Consider the following 24,031-nt stretch of genomic DNA (forward strand, 5'->3'; position numbering starts at 1 on the left):
CATGAGCCCCCGTACCGCAGTGGTCACCGGCGCGAGCAGCGGCATCGGAGCCGCCACCGCGCGCAAGCTCGCCGAGGCGGGCTTCCATGTCGTGCTCACCGCGCGCCGCGCGGACCGGCTGGAAGCGCTGGCCAAGGAGCTGACGGAGCAGGGGAGTTCGGCGTCCGTGTACGGGCTGGACGTCACCGACCGGGCGGCCGTGGACGCGTTCGCGGCGGGTCTGGACCAGTACCCGCCGGTGCACGTCCTGGTGAACAACGCGGGCGGCGCCGTCGGCACCGAGCCGGTGGCCACCGCGGACCCGGCCGACTGGCGGGCGATGTTCGAGGTCAACGTGCTGGGCGTGCTCAACGTGACGCAGGCGCTGCTGCCCGCGCTGACCGCCTCCGGCGACGGCACCGTCGTCGTGCTGTCCTCGACCGCGGGCCTGGCCACGTACGAGGGCGGCGGCGGTTACGTGGCCGCCAAGCACGGCGCGCACGTGATCGCCGAGACGCTGCGCCTGGAACTGAACGGCAAGCCGGTGCGCGTCATCGAGATCGCGCCCGGCATGGTGCGTACCGACGAGTTCGCCCTGACCCGCTTCCGCGGTGACGCCGACCGCGCCGCCGCCGTCTACGCGGGCGTCGCCGAGCCGCTGACCGCCGACGACGTGGCCGACACCGTCTCCTGGGCGGTGACCCGGCCCGCGCACGTGAACGTCGACCTCCTGGTGCTGCGCCCGCGCGCGCAGGCCAGCAACTACAAGGTGCACCGCGAGGAGCCGCAGTGATATCCGAGCCGGAGCTGACGGGCGGCGGACCCCACGAGCGCGGCGAGCCGGACTACGGGGTGCTCGGCACGCCCGACGCCGCCGATACGGCCGACGGTCCCGGCGCCTCGGGCCGCACGGCCGACCTCGTCGTGGACTTCGAGGGCGGCCCGCCCCCGCCTCCGGCCGCCGCCTCCCGCGTACGACCGCCGTGGGTGTGGGTGCTCGGCGCGGCCGTCGTCACCTCCGCGCTGTGGGCGGGCGGCCTGTTCGTGTACGACCGGGGCCACAGCGACCTGCCGGACCTGCACGGTTACCACATCGCCGACAGCCCCTGCGAGGGCCCGACCCTCCAGCCGCTGACCGCCGCCGTCCGGGCCAACAGCCCGGGGAAGCTCTCGGTGGAGACGCCCGAGACGTCGTCGCCCGCGATGCAGCACCTCGGCCCCGCCCTCGACCAGGTCGCCTGCGACTTCTCCACCCAGGCGCCGTACGCGCGGGGCGCCACGATGTCCTACATCGTCGCCGTCGCCGTCGACCTGCACAAAGAGACCGATCCCCGCGTCGAGTTCGAGGACCAGGTGCGGATGATGACCGGCAGCCTCCAGGCCGCGAGCGAGGTCTCGTCGGTGCCGGGACTCGGCGACCAGGCGTACTTCCTCACGCGCAGCGACGAGGGCCAGGAGCTGAAGATCCTGCACGGCGGCGCGGTCATCTCGCTCACCCTCAACGCCTACAGCGACGTCAACGTCTCCGAGGACACCATCAACGGCCTCGACGGGGGCGGCTATCCGCTCTCCCCCGACCTCGTCCAGTACCAGCCCGCGCTGATCGAGACGGCGCGGAACATCATGGGCGTGCTCCGGAAGTAGCCGCGGGCCGCGTGTCGCCCTCATGACGTTGCCTGCGGGCACGGCGTACGCGGCGCGCGAGCCGTACCGCCCGCGCCGTCACCGGCTGCCCGATCAGGACACCGGCCAGGACGAGCGCCAGGCCGCCCCACTGCTGCCCGCCCAGCGTCTCGGCCGCGACCAGCGTCCCGAGCAGGACGCCGGTGACCGGGTTGAGCAGGCCGATCAGCCCGACCCCGGCCGCCGTGAGGTGCCGCAGCCCGGTGAACCAGGCGGCGAAGGCGACGGCCGTACCGACCGTGGTGACGTAGCCGAAGCCCAGCAGCGCGCGGCCGTCCAGGGCGGGCGGCGCGCCCTCAACCGCGGCGGCGACCGGCAGCAGGACGAGCGCGCCCGCGACGAGCTGCCAGGCCGTGGAGGACAGGACGTCCACGGCGCCGCCCCAGCGCTTGGCCAGGATGTAGCCGATCGAGGACATGGTCATGGCGGCGACGGACGCGAGCAGGCCGAGCGGGTCGATGCCGTCCGAGCCGTCGAGCACCATCAGGCACACACCCGCGATGCCGACGCAGGCGCCGAGCAGCGGCAGCGCGCGCGGGCGCTCGGACAGCAGCGGCCAGGCGAGCAGCGTCATCACGACGGGCGAGGTGGCCATGACGGTGGACGCGACGCTGGTCGGCAGGAGCTGCGCGGCGACGTACACGAGCGCGAAGAACGCGCCCATGTTGAGCGTGCCGAGCACCAGCGACTTCCACCACCACGCGCCGCGCGGCGCCCGCCTGCGGACCGCCAGCAGGAGCAGCCCGGCGGGCAGGGCGCGCAGCACCGCGCCGTACAGCGGGTAGTCGGCGGGCAGCGCCTCGCGGGTGACGTAGTACGTCGTGCCCCAGGCGACCGGGGCGACGGCGGTGACGAGGGACCACCGCACATTAGCTTCCATGGAAGCTAATGTAGCTTCCTCGGAAGGTATTGTGGAGGGCATGAGCGCACGCAGATCGCTGGACTCGTCCGAACCGCTCGATCACGTCGCCCGGATCCAGCGGGAGTGGGCCCGCGAACGGCCGGACGTGGACGTACGGCCGCAGGGCGTCATCGGCCGGCTGCACCGGCTCGCGGGCCGCCTCACCGACGAGCTGTGCGTCGTCTACCGCGAACACGGCCTCGGCGAGGGCGACTTCGACGTCCTGGCCGCGCTGCGCCGCGCGGGCGCCCCCTTCGAGCGGGCGCCCTCGGAGCTGGCCGAGCACACGATGGTCACGACCGGCGCGATGACCAAACGGATCGACCGCCTGGAGCGCGCGGGTCTGGCGACCCGGCGCCCCAGCGAACTCGACGGCCGCGGCCGGGTGGTCGCGCTCACCGCGCACGGCCGCGAGGTCATCGACCGCGCCTTCACGGCCCACATGGCCAATGAGCGCCGCCTGCTGGGCGCCCTGACCGGCGACGAGGCCGCCCAGCTCGAAGTCCTGCTGACGAAGTGGCTGGCCCGGGTCGAACCGCGCGGCGAGTGACCCGGCCGGTCCGTGGCGGACTCAGTCCTCCGGGTCGAGGTCGACGCGCATCGTGAGCAGGTTGGTCCCGAACGCCCGGACCGCCGCGCTGTTGAACTTCGGCAGCCGCTTCAGCCGCTCACGCGGGTCGTCGTCGTCCACGAGGGTGGCCGTACCGGCGTGCCACTTGCCCTTGATCTGTACGCGTACGCGCGGGTCCGCCTCGATGTTCCGCACGTACTGCGACTGCCGGCCGAATTCGCTGACCCACCAGAAGGTGGTCCCCTCCAGCGCACCCCCCACCGGCGTCCGCCGCGGCTTCCCGCTCACCCGCCCGGTCGTCTCCACCACCGCAGCCCCCGGCGTGAACGCCGCCGTCCGCCGCGCCACCGGATTCACCACCCACCGCTGCCCCCAGACCACCAGCCCACGACCCGCCACACCCACCACTCCCTCATCCACCCGCACCAACCCAACACCCCCCCTTCTACCCCCCACCCGCCTCCGGCGGGCACCCCCGGCCGGGGCGGGATCGCACAGCGCGGGCACGGGCCCCCGCCCGACGAGCCACCGCCAGCACCTCGGCAGCCCCCGCTTTCGGCGGGCACCCCCGGCCGGGGCGGGGTTGCACAGGGCGGGCACGGGCCCCGCGCCCGACGAGCACCGCCGGCCCCTCGGCAACCCGCCGCCTTCGGCGAACACCCCCGGCCGGGGCCGGGTTGCACAGGGTGGACACGGAACCGTCGCCGGATGGCGGGATGGTGCTGATGTGGTGTGGGTTGACGTGAGCATGTTTGGCGGAGCCAATTCATTGGGGATGATTCCCGCGGCGTTCTTCGCGCGTAGATCCTTACGACAGCAGGGCCGTTGACGCTGGAGCCGCTTGATGCCACACCCTGTGCAGCCAGAGATCAGAGCGTTACCCCGTCCCCCCACTCACCCCCACACCCCCCACCCTCACCCCCCACCGTCACCGCCATCGCGGTCTACCGCTCAGAGCCATCTTGACATGTCCACCTCAGCGCACCCCGGCGCAACTCGTTGCTGAAGTGATCGCTGAAGCGATCGTCCCGCCGATGGAGGTTCCGTGAACCGCACCAAGTCCCTCTCCATGCTGGCCACGTTGGTCATGGGCGCCGCCCTGGCCCTCGTGGGCGTCAGCCCGGCCCACGCCGCAGGCCCCGCCTATGTCGCCCTGGGCGACTCGTACTCGGCCGGAAACGGCGCGGGAAACTACGACAGCGCCAGCGGCGACTGTCACCGCAGCTTCAGCGCCTACCCGTACCTGTGGAAGAACGCGCACGCTCCGTCCTCCTTCGCCGACACCGCCTGTTCCGGCGCGGTGACCTCGGACGTGCTGAACAACCAGCTCGGCCCGCTCAACTCCTCCACCGGCCTGGTCACCATCACCATCGGCGGCAATGACGCGGGCTTCTCCGACGTCATGACCGCCTGCGTGACCGGCTCCGACAGCGACTGCGTCAACCGGGTGAACACGGCGGAGAACTTCGTCAGGAACACGCTGCCCGCCCGCCTCGACGCGGTCTACAACGCGATCCACGCCAAGGCCCCCTCGGCGCACGTCGTCGTCCTGGGCTACCCCGACATGTACACCCTCAACACCTTCTGCGTCGGCCTCAGCGCCACCAAGCACGCCAAGATCGACGAGGCCGCCGACGTGCTCGACACCACCACCGCGGCCCGCGCCGCCGCGCACGGCTTCTCCTTCGGCGACGTCCGCTCGACGTTCAAGGGCCACGAGCTGTGCTCGGGCGACGCCTACCTCCACTCGCTGGTCATCTCGCCGAGCTGGGAGTCGTACCACCCGACCGCGACCGGCCACTCCAGCGGCTACCTGCCGGTGCTCAACGCCAACGACTGACGCCCGCCCCGACCCGGCCGAAGGCCCCCCGCCCGCTCAACCCCCCACCGGGCAGGGGGCCTTCGCGTACGCACGTCTCGGCCGCGGCGGCCTCAGAATTCGACGTCCTTCGTCGCGACCGTCCCCGCCGTGCGGCCGGGGGCCGCCTGGAAGCTCCAGTAGAGATTGGTGTGGGCGATCACCTGGGCCGGGGGCGGCGCGCCCCACTCGGTCAGATCCTCCGTCGTGTGGGCGTCCCCGACCAGCGTCGTGTCGTATCCCCGCACGAACGCGCCGTGCAGCGTGGAGCGGACGCACGCGTCGGTCTGGCCGCCGACGACGATCAGGCGCCCGACGCCGAGACCGGCCAGGACCTCCTCCAGGTCGGTGTCCTCGAAGGAGTCGCCGTACACCTTGTCGATGTGCGGCTCGGCGTCGTCCGCGCCCAGTTCCGGCGCGATCCGCCACGGCTCGCTGCCTTTCGTCCGGTCCTCGCCGGAGTCCTGGACCCAGACCACCGGGGCCTGTCTCTCCCGCGCCCGCGCGACCAGCGCGGCGATGTTGGCGACCACCGCGTCCCGTTCATGGCAGCCGTCGAGCACGCCCACCTGCGAGTCCACCACGAGGAGTGCGGTGTGCGGCCGGTTCTTGAGAGTGGTCATGGTCTTTCCCCCTTGCTCACGCGCCGTTCTGCTCACGCCCTGCGTCGCACAGAGCGTCACGTCCTGCGTCACGTCCAGCGTCACGTCCTGCGCCCCGTCCGGCGTCACGCTCCGTGCCGGTCTCCGCCCACCGTAACCCCCGCCACTGACAACGGGCCCGACGATCTCTTTGCCGTATCGAGCCGCGCATTCAGGTGATTCCGGTACGAAGGGCGATTTTCAGCCACCTAGTATCTGGTTCCGTGACAGACGGGAAGAGCCGGCGGCGACCGGCCGACCACACCAGCGGGACGGGCGGCAGCGCGACCGACGTGGTCGTCCTCGGGGCCGGTCCCGCCGGGCTCGTGCTCGGCAACATCCTTGTGGACCGGGGGATCGACTGCGTCGTCCTGGAACGGGCCGGGGCCGCGCGGGTGCGGACCCGTGCGCGCGCCGGATTCCTGGCGGCCAACACCGTACGGATTCTCGAACGGCACGGCCTCGCCGAGGGGTTGCGGCGGCGCGGGCAGCCCCACGGCACCTGCGAGTTCCGTACCGAGGACGGCCGGTTCCGGCTGGACTACGGCGCGCTCGGACAGCGCGAACCGCACACCGTCTACCCCCAACAGGACCTGGTGAGCGACCTGTTGACCCGGTTCCAGGAACGGGGCGGGCAGATTCGTTTCGGCACCGAGGCCGTGGCCGTACGCGACGTCGACGGCGAGCGGCCCGAGGTCGTCGTGCGCGAGGCCGACGGACGGCCGGGCCTGTGGCGGGCGCGGTACGTGGCCGGTTGCGACGGGCGGCACGGCGCCGCCCGGCGTTCGCTGCCGCCCGGCGCCGTCCGCCACCACCGCGATCACGGCGTGACCTGGCTCGGTCTGCTCGCCGAGGCGCCGCCCAGCCTGGACGCGGTCGGATACGCGGTGCACGAGCGCGGGTTCGCCGGGCACATGGCCAGGACCAGCGAGGTCACCCGCTACTACCTCCAGTACGAGCGCGGCGCCCCGGCCGACGCGTGGGCGGCGGAGCGGATCTGGGACGAGCTGGAACTGCGCATGCGGGCGCGGGAGTTCGGGCCGCTGCGGCGCGGCCGGTTCGTCCAGCGGTCCGTCGTCGACCTGGAGTCCGACGTACTCGAACCCCTGCGCCACGGCGCGCTGTTCCTCGTCGGCGACGCCGCCGGTCTGATCAGCCCGTCCGCCGCGAAGGGCGCCAATCTGGCCGTACTCGAAGCGGCGGTCCTGGCCGACGCCCTGGCCGCCGCTCTCACGGCCGGGGACCCGCGCGGCCTCGACGCCTACTCGGCGCGCTGCCTGACGCACATCTGGCGGGCGCAGGAGTTCTCGCACTGGATGATCGGGCTGCTGCACGGCCCGACCGGCGCGGACGGCGAGTCGCTGTTCCACAACTCCCTGCGCCGCGCCCGCCTCGCCTCACTGCGCACGTCGCGCAGCCAGCAGGACTGGTTCGCCGAGCATTACGTCGGCGTCTAGCCGTTCCGGCCCGCCGCCCCAACCACCCGCCCGCGCACCGCCGTTCACGCATGCCCGTACGTGCGGCCGTATCCCGCACCGCCGCATCCCGTACCGCCGCATCCCCGCACCCGTCTCGCGTACACCCGTACGCGGACGACCGAACCCCGGAACGAATGAGGGTCCCCCCGCACATGATCACGGCACTGTCGGGCAAGACGTCCGACGCGTCCCGCCTGCGCGCGACGGTCGACTTCGTCAAGGAGCAGGACACCGCCACGCTGCTCCGGCTCCTGCTTCCCGGGCTCGACGGCCCGGAGTTGCGGGCGCTGGCGGAGCGCTGCGCCTTCTCGCACGCGGCGCTGCTCGTCTTCCCGTCCGGCCGGGCGGAGTTGGAGGCCACGCTCGCCGACTGCGGGCTGGTCGCGGACGCGCCGCCGACGCCGAGCGTCGTCGTACGCGAGCGGCTGGCCGTACGGCACAAGCGGCGCGCGGCGGAGCTGGACGTCGCGATTCTGCGGCCCGCGGTGGAGTGCCGGGACGGGGTACGGCGGACGGTCGAGGTGTTCGCGCTGACCGTGCCACCGGGCTCCGGCCTCGGCGAGGTCGCGGCGTACGAGCGGGCGCGGCAGCACGAGACGCATGTCGCCTTCGAGGTCGAGGCACCGGACCCGCTGGTGCTGCGCGGTCTGTGCGCGGCCTTCGGGCAGTACGGCGCGACGCCCGACGGCGGCGGCTACAACCCGCACGAGAACGGCACGGTGTTCTACTTCGCCGCGCCCGCCGAGGCCAAGGCCGGTTACGGGCGGGTGGAGTTGTACGTGCCGGGCGACCACCGCGACCTGCTCGACGCGCACATGGAGGCGCACCGGGCGCGGCAGCCCGCCGAGATCTTGCTGCGGCTGCTGACCGGGGCGTGGACGACGCAGGCGCTGGCCGCGTTCGCGCGGCTGGAGGCGGCGGACGCGATGGACGGGGAGCGGGGCGTCGGCCTGCCCGAACTGGCCCACGCGGTTGGCGCGTTGGCACCCAACCTGGCCACCTTGCTGCGGTACCTCACCATGCTCGGCGTGGTGAGCGAGGACCGCGACGGCTTCCGGCTCACGGACACCGGCGGGCTGCTGCGGGCGGACGCCGAGGGGTCGATGCGGTCGCTGGCGCTGATGTACGGGGGGCCGTTCTACGCGTCCTTCGCCGGGCTCGACCACACCGTGCGCACCGGACAGGTCGCCTTCGAACGGCACTTCGGCGAGAACCACTTCGAGCACTTCGCCCGCGATCCCGAACTCGCCGGGCTGTTCGACCAGTCGATGGCCGCCGGCGCCCGGATGTTCGACCCGCTGCCCGACCACCCGGTCCTCGTCGCGGCGGCCGGAGGGGCGGCCGGACGGGCGGCCGAAGCGGCGGCCGTAAGGGCGGTCGAAGCGGCGGCCGAAGGAGCGGCGGCCGAGGGAGCCGAAGGAGCCACCGTGGTCGACATCGCGGGCGGCAACGGCGAACTGCTCGGCCGAATCCTTTCCGCACACCCCCGCCTGCGCGGTGTCCTGCTGGAGCGCCCGCACACCGTCGAGACCGCCCGCCGCCTGCTCGGCGCGGCCGGTCACACCGGGCGGTGCGCCTTCCTCCCGGGCTCCTTCGCCGACGTGCCCGCGGGCGGCGACGTCTACATTCTGTCCCGCGTCCTGCACGACTGGGACGACGACCGCTGCCGCGAGATCCTGCGGCACTGCGCCCGCGCGATGTCCCCGGCCGCCGAACTGCTCGTCGTGGAACGCGTCTTGCCCGACGACGGCTCGGCCTCCCTGGCCACCGCCTGGGACCTGCACATGATGTGCAACGTCGGCGGTCGCGAACGCCGCGCCGACCACTACGCCCGGCTGTTCGCCGACGCGGGCCTCACCCTTGTCGGCCGCTCGCCCCTCCCCCTGGACGGCACCGTCCTGCACGTCCGCAGGGCCTGAGCCGCGCCCCCGCACACGAAGCCATAGCCGTAGCCGAAGCCATAGCCGTACCCGTAGCCGCAGCCGTAGGAAGGAACCCGCCACGGGCGCACGGCTCCAGGAGCCGTGCGCCCGACGCGTCAGCCCTTGACGCAGACGACCTGCTTCAGCTTGGCCACCACCTCGACCAGGTCGCGCTGCTGGTCGATGACCTGGTCGATGGGCTTGTAGGCGGCCGGGATCTCATCGACGACGCCGGAGTCCTTGCGGCACTCGACGCCGCGGGTCTGGTCCTCCAGATCGCGGGTGGTGAAGCGGCGCTTGGCCGCGTTCCGGCTCATGCGGCGGCCGGCGCCGTGGGAGGCGGAGTTGAACGCGGCGGAGTTGCCGAGGCCGCGGACGATGTAGGAACCGGTCCCCATGGAGCCGGGGATGATGCCGTGGTCGCCGGAGCCCGCGCGGATGGCGCCCTTGCGGGTGACCAGGAGGTCCATGCCGTCGTAGCGCTCCTCCGAGACGTAGTTGTGGTGGCAGGAGATGACCTCGTCGAAGGTCGGCCGGGCCTTCTTGAACTCCTTGCGGATGACGTCCTGGAGGAGCGCCATCATGATGGCGCGGTTCTTCTTGGCGTACTCCTGCGCCCAGAACAGGTCGTTGCGGTACGCGGCCATCTGCGGGGTGTCCGAGACGAAGACCGCGAGGTCGCGGTCGACCAGGCCCTGGTTGTGCGGGAGCTTCTGCGCCTGGCCGATGTGGAACTCGGCCAGCTCCTTGCCGATGTTGCGGGAGCCGGAGTGCAGCATCAGCCATACGGCGCCGGACTCGTCGAGGCAGACCTCCACGAAGTGGTTGCCGCCGCCGAGCGTGCCCATCTGCTTGGTCGCGCGGTCGGCGCGGAACCTCACGGCCTCCGCGAGCCCGTCGAAACGGTCCCAGAAGGAGTCCCAGCCGGAGGTCGCCATGCCGTGGAAGCGGCCGGGCGCGACCGGGTCGTCATGCATGCCGCGTCCGACCGGAATCGCCTGCTCCACCTGGGAGCGCAGCCGGGAGAGGTCGCCGGGCAGGTCGTTCGCCGTCAGGGAGGTCTTGACCGCGCTCATACCGCACCCGATGTCGACGCCGACCGCCGCGGGGCAGACCGCGCCGTGCATCGCGATGACGGAACCGACCGTGGCGCCCTTGCCGTAGTGGACGTCCGGCATGACGGCCAGGCCCTTGATCCACGGCAGCGAGGAGACATTGCGGAGCTGCTGCATCGCGACGTCCTCGACCGTGGTCGGGTCCGTCCACATCCGGATCGGCACCCGGACACCCGGCACCTCGGTATAAGACATGACAATCCCCCGTAAACGGCAAAATCAAGGATGCCTCACGCGATAAAACCGCCCCAAGAGGTGGTTTGGGTGAAGCTTGCGGTAGACATTGTGTCCACGGCGCACCCGCTCACGCCAAAGGTTTAGCGCGCGGGAGCGGCAGAACCTGAGGGGAAGGGGGCCCGCCCAGTGCGGTCCACGCGAAGTGTCCCGGCGGCGCGAGGTGCCCAGGCGACGCGACGTGCTCCGGCGGGACGCGGCCTCCCGGCCGCCGTCGGCACGGCCGTGACCGCGGTGGCGCTGGCCCTGGCCACGCTCGGCGCGTGCACCGGCGGCGGGGACTCGGCGGGTTCCGCCTCGGACCAGAAGGCGCAGCTCGCGGGCGGCGGCAGCGCGAGCACGGTCTCGCCCGCGCCGCCCGGCAAGTACCAGACGCTGCCCGCCCCCTGCACGGCCGTCGGCCAGGAGCTGCTCAAGTCCCTGGTCCCCGCCGTCCCCGACGTCGCGGGCTCGGAGTCGCTCACGTACGACACGGACCGCCGGGTCGGCTGCTCCTGGCGCGGCACCCGGGCCGACGGCACGTCGAACACCCTGAAGATCGACCTCGAACGCGTCGTGTCGTACGACCCGGCCGTCAGCGACGAGGTCCAGGCCGACCTCGACTTCTCCAACGAGGCGGCCGACGCCTCGATCCCGCCGCTGTCGTCCTCCGCCACCCCGAGCGGCCAGCAGACGACCGCCACGCCGACCGGCGGTACGACGAACGGCAACAATTCCACCACCGGCAGCGGTACGAACGGCGGCAACGGTACGAGCACGGGGTCCGCGACGAATTCCGGCACGGCCGGTGGCGGCGGCACCGACCTCCTCCCCCGCCGCCTCACCGATGTGGGAAACGCCGCATTTATCAATGACGTCCTCAAGCCCCACGCACAGCCTCCCCGCCGCGACGTGACACTGGTTTTCCGCACTGCCAACGTCCTGGTGACCGTCACTTACGCGGAGTCGTCGCCCCGTGGCAGTACGCCACCGGAAAGCGCTGACCTGCAAAAAGGCGCCCAGCAGGTCGCGGAGCAGCTCCTGAGGAAAGTCAAGGACTGACCGGGGGCCGACAGCGCGGCCCTTTAGGGTGACCCCCATGGAACGTCGACACACCGCCTCCCGCCTCGCTCTGCTGCTCGCCTGTGCGGCCGTCCCCGCGATGGCTCTCGCGGGATGCTCGTCTGGTTCGGGATCATCCGACGCGAAGTCCTCGGCCTCCTCCTCCACGGGTTCCGGCCCGTCCGGCGGCTCGGCCACCCCGACCCTCGCGCCCGCGAAGTTCGCCGCGCTCCCGGCGTCCTGCAAGGCGATCACGCAGGCCACCGTGAACGCGCTGGTGCCGAAGGCCAAGACGCCCGGCGGCACCCCGGTGAAGTCCGACGACATCACCTCGCGCGCCGGCTGCTCCTGGACGGGCAACGGCAAGGACGGCTACCAGTACCGCTGGCTGTCGGTCACCCTTCAGCGCTTCACGTCCTCCACCGCGCTCGGCACGGCCGAGGACCAGGCGAAGAAGCGGTACACCGAGCAGGTCGGCACGTTGAACCAGGTCCCCGGCGCGGCCTCCGCCCCCCTCACCGGCCTCGGCGACCAGGCGGCCTCGGTGGTCAGCAAGGCCACCGTCGCGAAGGTCACCTCGCAGAACGACTCGGTGGTCGTCCGCAGCGGCAATGTCGTGGTCCTGGTGGAGTTCAACGGCGCGGGCCTCGAAGGCAAGAAGAACCCGTCGGCCGGCGACGTACAGAGCGGTGCGCAACGGGCGGCGAAGGAGGCCGTCGCGGCGGTCGCGGCGGCGAACGCGTAACAACTCCCGCTCCCCTCGCCCCGGTATTCGCGCGTTTGTACGGCGTTCGTTCGTCAACGCCGCGCCTCTCCTTCTCACCCGTATGGCAGTCTGGGGCCCGCCGGAGCCGGTACGGCTCCGGTCCGCCAGTGAGGCTGGAGCCAAGGGGTAGGAGGGGTCGCGGGTGGCCGCGATACGTTTGACCCGGACGCACCGCATATTGATCGGCGTGGTCGTCACCGGAGCGGTGGTGATCGCGGGGATCGGCTTCGCCGGTTCGTACGCCGCGGTGCGCTCGCTCGCCCTGGACAAGGGCTTCGGCTGGTTCGCGAACGTCTTTCCGATCGGCGTGGACGCGGGCATCGTCGTCCTGCTCGCGCTCGACCTGCTGCTGACCTGGCTGCGCATCCCGTTCCCGCTGCTGCGGCAGACCGCGTGGCTGCTGACGGCCGCGACGATCGCCTTCAACGGCGCCGCCGCCTGGCCCGACCCGCTCGGCGTCGGCATGCACGCGATCATCCCGGTGCTGTTCGTGGTCTCGGTGGAGGCCGCCCGGCACGCGATCGGGCGGATCGCCGACATCACCGCCGACAAGCACATGGAGTCGGTGCGCATCACGCGCTGGATCCTCGCCCCCCTCCCCACCTTCCGGCTGTGGCGCCGGATGAAGCTGTGGGAACTGCGGTCGTACGAGGAAACGATCCGGCGCGAGCAGGACCGCCTGGTCTACCGGGCGCGGCTGCGGGCGCGGTACGGCGTCGCGTGGCGTCGCAAGGCCCCGGTCGAGGCGATCATGCCGCTGCGGCTGGCGAAGTACGGGGTGCCGCTGGCGGAGACGGCCGACGCCGGACTCGAAGCGGCGGGCATCGAGATCACGCGCCCCGCCAAGGAGTTGACGGCCGGGCCCGAGTCGGCCGCGCCGACCGCGGCGGAGGCCGCGGAGCCGGTGACGGCGGCGCCGTCGAAGGCCGCCGCGAACGGGACGGTCAACGGAGCGGCGAACGGGGCGGTGAACGGCCATGTGAACGGCCACGCCCTCCCGAACGGCGTTCCCGACCTCGCGGCCGAGGCGGCCGCGGCCCTCGCGGAGGCGGCCCGGCAGCAGCAAAGCGCCCAGCAGAACGGACTCGCGGGCGGACAACCGGGCGGACAGCAGGCGGGGCAGCAGGACGGGCGCCAGTTCCAGCCGCAGTCGGAGTTCGAGCACCAACAGGCGTACGAGCAGCGGCAGTTCGAACAGTTCCAGCAGTATCAGCAGTACAACCAGCAGCCGTACCCGCAGGAGTGGCCCCAGCAGGACACGCCGGGCGCGCACGACAGTCCGTGGTTCGCCGCCGCCCAGCTCCAGGCCCAGCGCGAGCAGCAGGCGTTCATGGCGCAGCAGATGCAACAGGCCCAGCAGCAGGGGCAGCAAGGCCAACAGCAGGGGCAGCAGGGCCAACAGATCCAGCAGCAGCCGGAGCCGGAGCAGCCGCAGATCATGGTCCCGGCCGGCCCCAACCGGTCGCGCCCGCTGGGCGGTTCCGGACTGAACGGCAGCGCCGCCGCCGCGCAGCAGCGCTTCCAGCAGGGCCCCGAGCCGCAGTACGCCGCTCCGGAGCCGGAAGCGGTGCCCGCACCCGAGCCGGAGCAGCCTCCGGCGCCGGAATTCGTCTCGGGCCTCGAATTCCCCGACGGCATCTCGCAGGACGAGGCGTTCTTCGGCGCCTACCGCCGCTACGTCCGCGAATTCGGCACCTTCCCCAACGCCCGGCAGTTCGCCCGCTACCTCTCCGACATGTACACCGGTACGCCGCCGGAGGAGCGCGAGCTGGTCCCGTCCCTGCGCGACCTGCGCTACCGCTTCCAGTCCGAGTCGGACACCGAGCACATCCCGTAGACCGGGGGCCGTGAACCACAGGCCGCAGGCCGGGGGCCACGCATACGACGGGGGCGGAACCGCGGTCGCGGTCCCGCCCCCGATGCCGTACGAGCCCTTACGCGCCCTCGCCCGCGCCCAGCAGCGTGCGGACGCGGTCGGCGCCCACCGCGAGAAGCAGCGTCGGAAGGCGCGGACCGGTGTCGCGGCCGACCAGCAGCTCGTAGAGCAGGGCGAAGAACGACCGCTGGGCGACCTTCAGCTCAGGAGTCGGCTTGGCGTCCGGCTCAAGACCGGCCAGCACCTTGGGCACGGCGTAGACGAGGGTCGTCAGACCGTCCAGCGACCAGTGCGAGTCGAGGCCGTCCACCAGGAGCTTGAGCCCGGCGCGCTCGCTGTCGCCGAGGGCGGCGAGGCGGGCGGTGTCGGGCTCGGCGCGCACCACGGTGCGCTGCTCGGCCGGCACCTGGGTGGTGATCCAGGACTCGGCGCGGTCGAGCCGGGGCCGCACCTCGTCCAGCGAGCCGATCGGCCGGTCCGGGTCCAGCTCGGTCAGGATGCGCAGCGTCTGGGCCTCGGCGCCCGCGGTGATGTCGGCGACGGACGCCAGCGTGCGGTACGGCAACGGCCGCGCGGTACGCGGCAGCTCACCGGCGGCGGTGCGGGCGGCCCTGCTGTGCGCGGCGACGTCGGCCGGGAGCGCGGTGCCCTCGGCGACCTTCCGCTCCAGCGCGTCCCACTCGTCGTAGAGCCGCTGGATCTCCTGGTCGAAGGCGATCTTGAAGGACTGGTTGGGGCGGCGGCGGGCGTAGAGCCAGCGCAGGATCTGCGGCTCCATGATCCGCAGCGCGTCGGCGGGGACGGGCACACCGCCCTTGGACGACGACATCTTGGCCATGCCGGAGATGCCGACGAAGGCGTACATCGGGCCGATCGGCTGCTTCCCGCCGAAGATCGGGCCGACGATCTGCCCGCCGACCTGGAACGAGGAGCCCGGCGAGGAGTGGTCGACGCCCGACGGCTCGAAGATCACGCCCTCGTACGCCCAGCGCATCGGCCAGTCGACCTTCCACACCAGCTTGCCGCGGTCGAACTCCTCCAGCCGGACCGTCTCCCCGTGCCCGCAGGCGCAGGTGTACGTCAGCTCGGTCGTCTCGTCGTCGTACGCGGTGACCGTGGTGAGGTCCTTGCCGCAGACCGCGCAGTACGGCTTGTACGGGAAGTAGCCCACGCCGGAGCCGCTGCCGTCGTCCTCGCCCGCCGCGCCCGAGCCCTCGGCGGCCTCCAGCTCGGCCGCGTCCACCGGCTTCTGCGACTGCTGCTTGGCCGGGGCCTTCTTCGTCCGGTACTGGTCGAGGATCGCGTCGATGTCGGCGCGGTGCCGCACCGCGTGCAGGATCTGCGCGCGGTAGGCGCCCGCCTGATACTGGGCGGTCTGGCTGATGCCGTCGTACTCCACGCCCAGCTCGGCCAGCGACGCGGCCATCTGCGCCTTGAAGTGCTCCGCCCAGTTCGGATACGAGGACCCGGCGGGCGCGGGCACCGAGGTCAGCGGCTTGCCGATGTGCTCGGCCCACGACTCGTCGACCCCGGGGATGCCGACCGGGACCTTGCGGTACCGGTCGTAGTCGTCCCAGGAGATCAGGTGCCTGACCTCGTGCCCGCGCCTGCGCACCTCGTCGGCGACCAGGTGCGGGGTCATGACCTCGCGCAGATTCCCGAGGTGGATCGGGCCCGAGGGGCTGAGCCCGGACGCGACGACAACGGGTTTCCCGGGTGCGCGGCGCTCCGACTCGGCGATGACGTCGTCCGCGAAACGGGAGACCCAGTCGGCCTCGTTGCTCTCAGCCACGGTCCTCTTCTTCCTGAGGGTTCGATGGGGGTGTTCCGACGGCTCCGATTCTCCCAGACATCCGGCCCCCGATCGCCAGCGGATAACCCGGCCTGTGGATAACTCGCCGGCTCCGTCCCCACCTGTGGATAACCGGCTCGGCCCATCGGGGCTCGCGTGGGACACTGGGACCTCGCCTCACCGCGAGGCGAAGTCCGCTATCCACGACACACGGAACGGCACACCCATGGCCTCGGTCACCTCCCTGTCCGCTTCACTCCAGCAGCGTGTCTCGGCCGCCCTCGCGGCCGCCGTGCCGTCGGCCGACGGCGCCGACCCGCTGCTGCGCCGAAGCGACCGGGCCGACTTCCAGGCCAACGGCGTGCTGGGCCTCGCCAAGAAGGCGAAGGCCAATCCCCGGGAGCTGGCCGCCGCCGTGCTGGCCGGGCTGCCCGCGGACGGCCCCGACGGGCTGATCGGCGAGATCGAGGTGTCAGGACCCGGCTTCCTCAACATCTCGGTCACGGACACCGCGATCACCGCCAACCTCGCGCTGCGGGCAGCGGACGACCGGCTCGGCGTACCCCTGGCCGAGCACCCCGGCACCACCGTCATCGACTACGCGCAGCCGAATGTCGCCAAGGAGATGCACGTCGGGCACCTGCGGTCCTCCGTCATCGGCGACGCGATCGTGCGGATTCTGCGGTTCAGCGGCGAGACGGTGATCCCGCGGCACCACATCGGCGACTGGGGCACCCAGTTCGGCATGCTCGTCCAGTACCTGATGGAGCACCCGGACGAGCTGGAGAGCACGCAGACCACCGCGGACTCCGCGGTGGCCGGTGAGGCGTCGATGTCCCGGCTCGACCGGCTCTACAAGTCGTCGCGGACGCTCTTCGACTCCGACGAGGCGTTCAAGGACCGGTCCCGCAAGCGGCTGGTCGAGCTCCAGTCGGGCGACGCGGAGACGCTGAAGATCTGGCAGTGGCTGGTCGACGAGTCGCTGATCTACTTCCACTCCGTCTACGACAAGCTCGACATCGCGATCCAGGACGAGGACATCGTCGGCGAGTCCGGGTACAACGACATGCTGGTGGAGACCAGCGACCTGCTGGAGAAGTCCGGTGTCGCGGTCCGGTCCGACGGCGCGCTGTGCGTGTTCTTCGACGACATCAAGGGCAAGGACGGCGAGCCGGTCCCGCTCATCGTCCGCAAGTCCGACGGCGGCTTCGGCTACCCGGCCACCGACCTGTCGGCGGTGCGGGACCGGACGCAGAATCTGCACGCCACCACCTTGCTGTACGTGGTGGACGCCCGGCAGGCGCTGCACTTCCGGATGGTCTTCGAGACCGCCCGGCGGGCGGGCTGGCTGACCGACGAGGTCACCGTCAAGCACATCCCGTTCGGCACGGTGCTCGGCAAGGACGGCAAGCCGTTCAAGACCCGGGCGGGCGAGAGCGTCAAGCTGGAGGACCTGCTGGACGAGGCGGTGGAGCGGGCGACGGCCGTCGTCAAGGAGAAGGACACCAAGGGCGAGCTGTCGGACGCGGAGGTCGCCGAGCGCGGCGCCGAGGTCGGCATCGGCGCGGTGAAGTACGCGGACCTGTCCACGTCCCTGGGCCGGGACTACGTCTTCGACCTGGACCGGATGGTGTCGCTCAACGGCGACACGAGCGTGTACATCCAGTACGCGTACGCCCGGATCCAGTCGATCATCCGGCGCTCGGGCGACGCGCGGCCCGCGGCCCACCCCGAGCTGCCGCTGGCACCCGCCGAGCGCGCGCTGGGGCTGCTGCTCGACGAGTTCGGCGAGGCGCTGGCCTCGACGGCGGAGACGTACGAGCCGCACAAGCTCGCCGCGTATCTCTTCTCGGTGGCCTCGGCGTTCGCGACGTTCTACGAGCAGTGCCCGGTCCTCAAGGCGGACAGCCCCGCCGTGGTGGAGAACCGGCTCTTCCTCTGCGACGTCACCGCTCGCACCCTGCGGCAGGGTCTGACGCTGCTCGGTATCCGTACCCCCGAGCGCCTCTAGGAGCTAGGACCCCTCGGGCCCCTCCGGCTCGCGGAAGATCGCCGCTGTGTCGAAGTCCCCCTGGACGACGTCGTAGGCGAGCGCCGCGAGCCGCAGGTGGTGCGCGCGGGCGTAGCGGCGGAAGGCGCCGAAGGCGTCGTCCACCGACAGACCCCAGCGCTCGGCGAGCACGCCCTTGGCCTGCTCGATCACGATCCGGTTGGTCAGCGCGGTCTGGAGCTGCACGCGCTCGACCTGGCTGCGCTCCAGGGTCCGCTGCTGGAGGATCGCGATCGTGGCGATGTCCGCGAGCGCCTGCGCCAGCAGCCGGTCCTCCTCGCTGATCGGCGTCGACTCGCGCTGGAAGAGGCTGAGCGCGCCCACCACCCGCTGCCGCAGCCGCATCGGGAAGGCGTGGGTGCGGACGAATCCGGCCTCGGTGGCCCGCGTGGTGAAGTGCGGCCAGCGGGTCCGGGTGATCGGCGCGGTCAGGTCCACGTCGATGCGGGCGTCGCCGGTGCGGAAGCACTCCACGCACGGGCCCTGGTCGTGCTGGGACGCGAAGAGTTCCAGCAGCCGGGTGCTCTCGTCGGACGCGGCCAGCGGGTGCAGCGTGCCGTGCTCGTCCACGAGCAGGATGCCGACCGTCGCGATGTCCAGCAGTTCCGCGCAGCGCTGGGCGAGCCGCTGGAGGAAGTCGATGATGTCGAAGTCGTCGGTGAGCGAGTCGGCGACCTCCACGAAGACTTCGGTGAGGCGTTGCACACGCGTCATGGGGATCAGTCCTTGTCTGCTGCGGTGGAGGGGAGGGTGCCGTCGCCGTTGACATCGAGGCGCAGCCGTCTGGCCACCACATCATGCGCCACGACGCGGATGGGCCGCCCGCTCCGGAAGGCGTGCGCCCGCAGGCGCAGGAGCGCGTCCGCGAGCGGGAGGCCGAGTTGCACGCTCGCCATGCCCGCCGCCTGGTGGACGACGGCGCTGTACAGCGTGCCGGGCAGTTCGGCGCCGCCCTCGTCCCCCAGGTAGCGGGCGGCCAGCGCGTCGGCGAGGACGAGGGCGTCGCCGGTCTGTTCGGTGCCGAGCGCCCCGGCCGTGGCGCGTACGGCGGTGAGCACGCCGATCCGGATGGCGCCGAGCGCGATCGGGAAGCAGAACACCGCGCGGACCGGCAGCCGTTCGGCCTCCGGCACCAGCGCGGGCCAGCGGTCGGCGCGCACGCGGCGCAGGTCGGGTGCCAGGACGGCGTGGCCGGTACGTACGGCGTCGGCGGCCGGGCCCTCGCCGACCGTGTACTGCAAGTCCTCGAAGGCACGGCTCAACGGGCCGGAGCACCAGAGCACTTCGGCCGCCTCCCGGCTCCCCGGGGTCTTCCCCGGCGAGGTGTCCCCCGCCAGAGCCGTCGACACGCCGTCCACCCCGAGCGCCACGGCCGCGAGACGCGCCCGCTGCGGCCACTCGCCCCGGCGCAGCGACACCAGTGCTTCCGCCATCGCGTCACTGATCACGGCTCAGCGCCCAACACCCTTTGTCCTGCGGCTGATCTGTCCGAGCGGCCACCCGCATGGCGTCCCCTCAGCCGGGTGTTGTACGGACGACGGACGCCGTGCGCCCGCCGACCTTATCCCCTGCGTGCGCGATCACCCCGTTTTCCGGAGGTTACGGGCGCACGCCACGTTGACGGTGTACGTCGTCGGGGCCGCGCGCCCCGCGAAACCCCCGGCTCGGGGAGCCCCGGCTCCGTTTGACGCGGGTAGTTATACGACCCACAATCATTGTTATGACTACAATCAATTCGGCATCCGGCAAGCGCGTCCTGCTCATCGGCGCCTCCCGCGGCCTCGGCCTCGCCCTCGCGCGGGAGTGGCGGCGCGAGGGGTGGCACGTCGTCGCGACCGTGCGCGGCACCCGGCGGACGGAACTGCACGACCTCGCCGAGGCGCACCCGGACAGCGTCGAGATCGAGAGGGTGGACGTCACGGTTCCCGAGCAGGTCACGGCGGTGCGCGAGCGGCTGGAGGGGCGCGTCTTCGACCTCCTCTTCGTGAACGCGGGCGTCACGAACGAGCCCGAGGGGACGGTGGCGGAGACGTCGACCGAGGAATTCGTGCGGGTCATGGTGACCAACGCGCTGAGCCCGCTGCGGGTCGTCGAAACGCTCTCGGACCTCGTGACCGGGACCGGCACCATCGGGGTCATGTCCTCGGGCCAGGGCAGCGTGGCCAACAACGAGCGCGGCGGGCACGAGGTGTACCGGGGCAGCAAGGCCGCGCTGAACACCTTCATGCGCAGCTACGCGGCGCGGCACGAGGGCGAGTCCCGGCCGCTGGTGCTGATGGCGCCCGGCTGGGTACGCATCGGCGTCGGCGGACCCGGCGGGCGGCTGACCGTCGAGGAGAGCATTCCGAACGTCGTCAGGACGCTCGATTCCCTCCGGGACAGCCCCGGCCTGCACTACGTCGACTACCTCGGCAACACCGTCGCATGGTGACCCCGCCCCCGGACCCGGCCCCGACGCCGGCCACGGACCCGCACGCGGAACCCCCCGCCCCCTCCGCCTCCGCCGAGACGGTCTGGGCCCTCATGCACGGCTTCGTCGAGGCCCACAACCGCCACGGCGAGCTGGCCGAAGCCCTCGGCTTCCGGCTCGGCGCCGGACGCGGCAAGGCCCTCTTCCTCCTGCGCGACGCGCCCCTGACCCTCACCCAACTCGCCGCGTCCATCGGCGCCGACGCCCCCTACACCACCCTGATCGTCGACAAACTCGAATCCCACGGCCTGGTCGAACGCCTCCCCCACCCCGCCGACCGCCGCCGCAAGCTCGTCACCCTCACCCCGGCGGGCCACGACGCCATCGCCACCGCCGACGCGATCCTCCACCGCCCCCCGCCGGCCCTCTCCGCCCTCTCCCGGAAAGACCTCGCCCACCTCACCGCCCTCCTGACCCGCCTCACCTCCGCGATGAGTTCCGGGCCCGCCCCGAGTCTCCTGTAGTGACCGCCGCCGGAAATCCGGCGCCGGACACGGCCGAGAACACTCACGACAGAGCGCGGAGGACATCGTGACGAGCACCCAGGGCGAAGCGGGCGGCGGACGGCCGCCGGTGGTGGACATGGAGACGTGGCAGGCGGCGCGGGACGAGCTGCTGGTCAGGGAGAAGGCCCATACGCGCGAGGGGGACGCCATCGCGGCGGCGCGGCGCCGGTTGCCGATGGTGGAGTTCGACGGGTCGGTGGAGGTGACGGGCGCGCAGGGCCCGGTGCCGTTCAGGGACCTGTTCCAGGGGCGCAACGAGCTGCTGGTCTACAAGCACATGTGGCACGACGGGGCGCCGCACCAGGGCCAGTGCGAGGGGTGCACGGTCACGGCGTGGCACATGAAGGACGCCGCGTATCTGAACGCGCGCGGCATCTCGTGGGCCGTGCTGACGACGGGACGCTGGGAGGAGGTCCCGCCGTTCGTGGAGTTCATGGGCTACACCGAGCCCTGGTACTCGGTGCGCGACGTGGCCGCGCCGGTCGGCGGGGCGATGGGCCACCTCACCTCCTACCTGCGCGACGGCGACCGTACGTTCCTCACGTACGACACGACGGGCCGCGGCACCGAGGCGGCCAGCGGGAGCTTCGCGCTGCTGGACATGACGCCGTACGGGCGGCGCGAGGCGTGGCAGGACACGCCGGAGGGCTGGCCCGAGGGGAACGGTCCGTGCTGGTACTGGCGCGCGGACGTGGACGGGAACGCGACCTGGGGCCCGACCAGCCGGCCCGTACCGCAGTGGACGCGTCCCGGCGTGACCGCCGAGCAGACCCTGGGCCGCGGCGGCGAACACCACTGACGCGCCGCGGACGCCGTTGACGCGCCCGCCCGCACGCCACCCCGCCCCCGCCCTCACTTCCGTGAGACGAAAAACAGATAAGGCAGGTTGATAAGGTAGCCTTAGCATATGAACGAGGATCTGGACCCCGCAGCCGTCGCCGCCTCCCTCCTGACCGGCGTCGGCGCACTGGTGCGCCGCGCCCGGCAGGTGCCCACCGGCGGGGGCCTCACCATGCCCGAGCGGACGGCGTTGTCGCTCCTGAACCGCTCGGGCCCCACGACCTCCTCCGCCCTGGCCCGGCAGGTGCAGATCACCGCCCAGGCCATGGGCACCACCCTCGCCGGGCTGCGGGACCGCGGCCTGGTCGACCGCGGCCAGGACCCGGACGACGGCAGGCGCGTGGTGCTGACGGTGACCGAGGCGGGCCGGCGGGCGCTGGAGGACAAGCGCAACGCGCGCACCGAGCAGATCACCCGGGCCCTGACCAGCGGCGCGTTCACCCCGGCCGAACTGGCACAGCTCGCGGCGGCGGCCCCCCTGCTCGACCGGCTGGCCCAGGCCGTCTGACGCGACGGACCCCGCCCGAGGACCCGTCGGGAAGCCCCCGGACGCGACAGGAAGCGAGCCGATGTCCCATCCCTCCCAGGCGCTGGGCGACCGGTACAAGTGGACGGCGCTGACCAACACCACCGCCGCCGTCTTCATGTCCGCGCTCGACGGCTCGATCGTCCTGATCGCGCTCCCCGCCATCTTCCGCGGCATCCACCTGGACCCGCTCGCGCCGGGCAACATCGCGTACCTGCTGTGGATGATCATGGGGTACCGGCTGGTCCAGGCCGTCCTCGTCGTCACCGTCGGCCGCCTCGGCGACATGTACGGCCGGGTCCGTATCTACAACTCCGGTTTCGCCGTCTTCACCTTCGCCTCGATCCTGCTCTCCTTCGACCCGTACGACGGCGGCCACGGCGCGATGTGGCTGATCGGCTGGCGGGTGCTGCAAGCCGTGGGCGGCTCGATGCTGACGGCCAACTCCGCCGCGATCCTGGTCGACGCCTTCCCCAAGGAGCAGCGCGGCTTCGCGCTCGGGATCAACCAGGTCGCGGCCCTGGCCGGGATGTTCATCGGCCTGGTCGCGGGCGGCCTCCTCGCCGCGTGGGACTGGCGCGCGGTGTTCTGGGTGAACGTGCCGGTCGGCGTCTTCTTCACCCTGTGGGCGTACCGCACCCTGCGCGACACCGGAAAGCGCGGCGGCGGCCGTGTCGACTGGTGGGGCAACATCACCTTCGCGGTGGGCCTGAGCGCGGTACTGATCGCGGTCACCTTCGGCCTCCAGCCCTACGGCGGCCACACCATGGGCTGGACGAATCCGCTGGTCGTCGCCCTGGTCGTCGGCGGCCTCGCCCTGCTGGCGGCGTTCGTCGTCATCGAGAGACGCGCCACCTCACCGATGATCCAACTGGGGCTGTTCCGGCTGCGGGCCTTCACCTTCGGCAATCTGGCGGGCCTGGCCATCTCGATCGGCCGCGGCGGCATGCAGTTCGTGCTGATCATCTGGCTCCAGGGCATCTGGCTGCCGCTGCACGGCTACGACTACAGCGACACCCCCCTGTGGGCGGGCATCTTCATGCTGCCGCTGACCGCCGGTTTCCTCGCCGCGGGCCCGGTCTCCGGCTATCTGTCGGACCGGATCGGCTCCCGCGGCCTGGCCACCGGCGGCGCGCTGCTGTTCGGCGCCAGCTTCCTCGGCCTGATGCTCCTGCCGATCGACTTCAGCTACTGGATCTTCGCGCTGCTGATCGCGCTCAACGGGATCGCGAGCGGCATGTTCGCCTCCCCCAACTCCTCCTCGATCATGGGCAGCGTGCCGGACGAGCTGCGCGGGGTCGCGTCCGGCATGCGGGCGACCTTCCAGAATTCGGGCACCGCCGTGTCCATCGGCGTCTTCTTCTCCCTGATGATCGCCGGACTGGCCAGCAGCCTCCCGCACACCCTCACCAGCGGCCTGCGGCAGCAGGGCGTACCGGCGCACGTCGCGGCCCAGGTCGGCGGCCTGCCCCCGGTCTCGTCCCTGTTCGCCGCGCAGCTCGGCGTCAACCCGGTGCAGCACCTGCTCGAACCCACCGGCACCCTGGCACGTCTGACGGCGGCGCAGCGGCAGACGCTGACCGGACACGAGTTCTTCCCCGACCTGATCTCGGGGCCCTTCCACTCCGGCCTGGTCATCGTGTTCGCCTTCGGCGCCGTCCTCGCCTTCCTCGCCGCCGTCGCCTCGATGCTGCGCGGCGCCAACCCCGCCGCTCCCGGCCGCGAGCGCCGGAAGCGCGAGCACCAGCCGTCCACGGCTCCCTGACGCCGCCGACGGCCCCT

22 protein-coding genes are annotated in these 24,031 nt (G+C 72.1%); 15 read left to right on the plus strand and 7 right to left on the minus strand.

Features of this window, described 5'->3' with window-relative positions:
* Position 1: 1 nt before the first annotated feature.
* Complete coding sequence (locus ACFY9V_RS28385) at positions 2 to 772, plus strand: SDR family oxidoreductase (RefSeq protein WP_355340578.1); 771 nt, start codon at positions 2 to 4, stop codon at positions 770 to 772.
* Positions 769 to 1,623, plus strand: a complete 855-nt coding sequence (locus ACFY9V_RS28390) for a hypothetical protein (protein ID WP_391163526.1) — start codon at positions 769 to 771, stop codon at positions 1,621 to 1,623. The genes ACFY9V_RS28385 and ACFY9V_RS28390 overlap by 4 nt, the downstream gene beginning before the upstream one ends.
* On the opposite strand, the gene ACFY9V_RS28395 is transcribed toward ACFY9V_RS28390, so the two are convergent.
* Positions 1,601 to 2,542 carry an EamA family transporter gene (locus ACFY9V_RS28395; RefSeq protein ID WP_391163527.1) on the minus strand — a complete coding sequence of 314 codons (942 nt, stop codon included), beginning with the start codon at positions 2,540 to 2,542 and terminating at the stop codon, positions 1,601 to 1,603. The genes ACFY9V_RS28390 and ACFY9V_RS28395 overlap by 23 nt on opposite strands.
* 40 nt (positions 2,543 to 2,582) lie before the next feature.
* On the opposite strand from ACFY9V_RS28395, the gene ACFY9V_RS28400 reads away from it, so the two are divergent.
* A complete protein-coding gene (locus tag ACFY9V_RS28400; protein ID WP_391163528.1) occupies positions 2,583 to 3,113 on the plus strand; it encodes a MarR family transcriptional regulator in 531 nt (176 codons plus the stop codon).
* 21 nt (positions 3,114 to 3,134) lie between these two features.
* Here the strand turns inward: ACFY9V_RS28400 and ACFY9V_RS28405 are convergent, their stop codons facing one another.
* Positions 3,135 to 3,542 (minus strand): nitroreductase/quinone reductase family protein, encoded by a 408-nt coding sequence (locus ACFY9V_RS28405; RefSeq protein ID WP_391052078.1) that lies wholly within the window; start codon positions 3,540 to 3,542, stop codon positions 3,135 to 3,137.
* A gap of 661 nt (positions 3,543 to 4,203) precedes the next feature.
* Between ACFY9V_RS28405 and ACFY9V_RS28410 the strand changes: the two genes are divergently transcribed.
* A complete protein-coding gene (locus ACFY9V_RS28410) occupies positions 4,204 to 4,974 on the plus strand; it encodes a GDSL-type esterase/lipase family protein (RefSeq protein ID WP_391123983.1) in 771 nt (256 codons plus the stop codon).
* 92 nt (positions 4,975 to 5,066) lie between these two features.
* Here ACFY9V_RS28410 and ACFY9V_RS28415 read toward each other — a convergent pair whose 3' ends face one another.
* A complete protein-coding gene (locus tag ACFY9V_RS28415) occupies positions 5,067 to 5,615 on the minus strand; it encodes an isochorismatase family protein (protein ID WP_391051992.1) in 549 nt (182 codons plus the stop codon).
* Between the two features lie 311 nt (positions 5,616 to 5,926).
* Between ACFY9V_RS28415 and ACFY9V_RS28420 the strand changes: the two genes are divergently transcribed.
* Both ACFY9V_RS28420 and ACFY9V_RS28425 read left to right on the plus strand, forming a co-directional pair.
* Positions 5,927 to 7,090: a 4-hydroxybenzoate 3-monooxygenase gene (locus tag ACFY9V_RS28420; protein WP_391163556.1), complete on the plus strand. Its 1,164-nt coding sequence runs from the start codon at positions 5,927 to 5,929 to the stop codon at positions 7,088 to 7,090.
* 173 nt (positions 7,091 to 7,263) lie between these two features.
* A complete protein-coding gene (locus ACFY9V_RS28425; protein WP_391163529.1) occupies positions 7,264 to 9,030 on the plus strand; it encodes a methyltransferase in 1,767 nt (588 codons plus the stop codon).
* A 119-nt stretch (positions 9,031 to 9,149) separates the two neighbouring features.
* On the opposite strand, the gene ACFY9V_RS28430 is transcribed toward ACFY9V_RS28425, so the two are convergent.
* A complete protein-coding gene (locus tag ACFY9V_RS28430) occupies positions 9,150 to 10,343 on the minus strand; it encodes an RtcB family protein (RefSeq protein ID WP_355340599.1) in 1,194 nt (397 codons plus the stop codon).
* Between the two features lie 168 nt (positions 10,344 to 10,511).
* Here ACFY9V_RS28430 and ACFY9V_RS28435 point away from each other — a divergent pair, with 168 nt between their 5' ends.
* The 3 genes from ACFY9V_RS28435 to ACFY9V_RS28445 all read left to right on the plus strand — a co-directional run bounded on the left by ACFY9V_RS28435 (position 10,512) and on the right by ACFY9V_RS28445 (position 14,026).
* Positions 10,512 to 11,423: a hypothetical protein gene (locus ACFY9V_RS28435; protein WP_391163530.1), complete on the plus strand. Its 912-nt coding sequence runs from the start codon at positions 10,512 to 10,514 to the stop codon at positions 11,421 to 11,423.
* Between the two features lie 37 nt (positions 11,424 to 11,460).
* A complete protein-coding gene (locus ACFY9V_RS28440; RefSeq protein WP_391163531.1) occupies positions 11,461 to 12,168 on the plus strand; it encodes a DUF3558 domain-containing protein in 708 nt (235 codons plus the stop codon).
* 163 nt (positions 12,169 to 12,331) lie between these two features.
* Entirely contained in the window at positions 12,332 to 14,026 is a 1,695-nt protein-coding gene (locus tag ACFY9V_RS28445) for a DUF2637 domain-containing protein (RefSeq protein ID WP_391163532.1), read from the plus strand.
* Positions 14,027 to 14,123: 97 nt separating this feature from the next.
* Here the strand turns inward: ACFY9V_RS28445 and lysS are convergent, their stop codons facing one another.
* Positions 14,124 to 15,857, minus strand: coding sequence for a lysine--tRNA ligase (gene lysS, locus ACFY9V_RS28450; protein WP_391163533.1), 1,734 nt, complete (start codon positions 15,855 to 15,857; stop codon positions 14,124 to 14,126).
* A 226-nt stretch (positions 15,858 to 16,083) separates the two neighbouring features.
* Here lysS and argS point away from each other — a divergent pair, with 226 nt between their 5' ends.
* Positions 16,084 to 17,868 (plus strand): arginine--tRNA ligase, encoded by a 1,785-nt coding sequence (gene argS, locus ACFY9V_RS28455; protein WP_391163534.1) that lies wholly within the window; start codon positions 16,084 to 16,086, stop codon positions 17,866 to 17,868.
* A 3-nt stretch (positions 17,869 to 17,871) separates the two neighbouring features.
* Here the strand turns inward: argS and ACFY9V_RS28460 are convergent, their stop codons facing one another.
* The gene (locus ACFY9V_RS28460; RefSeq protein WP_355340616.1) at positions 17,872 to 18,621 is read right to left on the minus strand and encodes a GAF and ANTAR domain-containing protein; all 750 of its coding nucleotides are present in this window, start codon (positions 18,619 to 18,621) and stop codon (positions 17,872 to 17,874) included.
* A gap of 5 nt (positions 18,622 to 18,626) precedes the next feature.
* Complete coding sequence (locus ACFY9V_RS28465; RefSeq protein ID WP_355340618.1) at positions 18,627 to 19,340, minus strand: GAF and ANTAR domain-containing protein; 714 nt, start codon at positions 19,338 to 19,340, stop codon at positions 18,627 to 18,629.
* Between the two features lie 287 nt (positions 19,341 to 19,627).
* Between ACFY9V_RS28465 and ACFY9V_RS28470 the strand changes: the two genes are divergently transcribed.
* The 5 genes from ACFY9V_RS28470 (at position 19,628) to ACFY9V_RS28490 (ending at position 24,014) form a co-directional block, all read left to right on the plus strand.
* Positions 19,628 to 20,338, plus strand: a complete 711-nt coding sequence (locus ACFY9V_RS28470; RefSeq protein ID WP_391163535.1) for an SDR family oxidoreductase — start codon at positions 19,628 to 19,630, stop codon at positions 20,336 to 20,338.
* The gene (locus tag ACFY9V_RS28475) at positions 20,332 to 20,841 is read left to right on the plus strand and encodes a MarR family transcriptional regulator (RefSeq protein ID WP_391163536.1); all 510 of its coding nucleotides are present in this window, start codon (positions 20,332 to 20,334) and stop codon (positions 20,839 to 20,841) included. Before ACFY9V_RS28470 ends, ACFY9V_RS28475 begins: the two co-directional genes overlap by 7 nt.
* A 67-nt stretch (positions 20,842 to 20,908) precedes the next feature.
* Positions 20,909 to 21,682, plus strand: coding sequence for a DUF899 family protein (locus tag ACFY9V_RS28480; RefSeq protein ID WP_391163537.1), 774 nt, complete (start codon positions 20,909 to 20,911; stop codon positions 21,680 to 21,682).
* Between the two features lie 108 nt (positions 21,683 to 21,790).
* Positions 21,791 to 22,231: a MarR family transcriptional regulator gene (locus tag ACFY9V_RS28485; protein ID WP_391163538.1), complete on the plus strand. Its 441-nt coding sequence runs from the start codon at positions 21,791 to 21,793 to the stop codon at positions 22,229 to 22,231.
* Positions 22,232 to 22,292: 61 nt separating this feature from the next.
* Positions 22,293 to 24,014: an MFS transporter gene (locus ACFY9V_RS28490; protein ID WP_355340633.1), complete on the plus strand. Its 1,722-nt coding sequence runs from the start codon at positions 22,293 to 22,295 to the stop codon at positions 24,012 to 24,014.
* Positions 24,015 to 24,031: the final 17 nt, after the last annotated feature.

Source organism: Streptomyces sp. NPDC008317 (assembly GCF_042955955.1).
GTDB lineage: Bacteria > Actinomycetota > Actinomycetes > Streptomycetales > Streptomycetaceae > Actinacidiphila.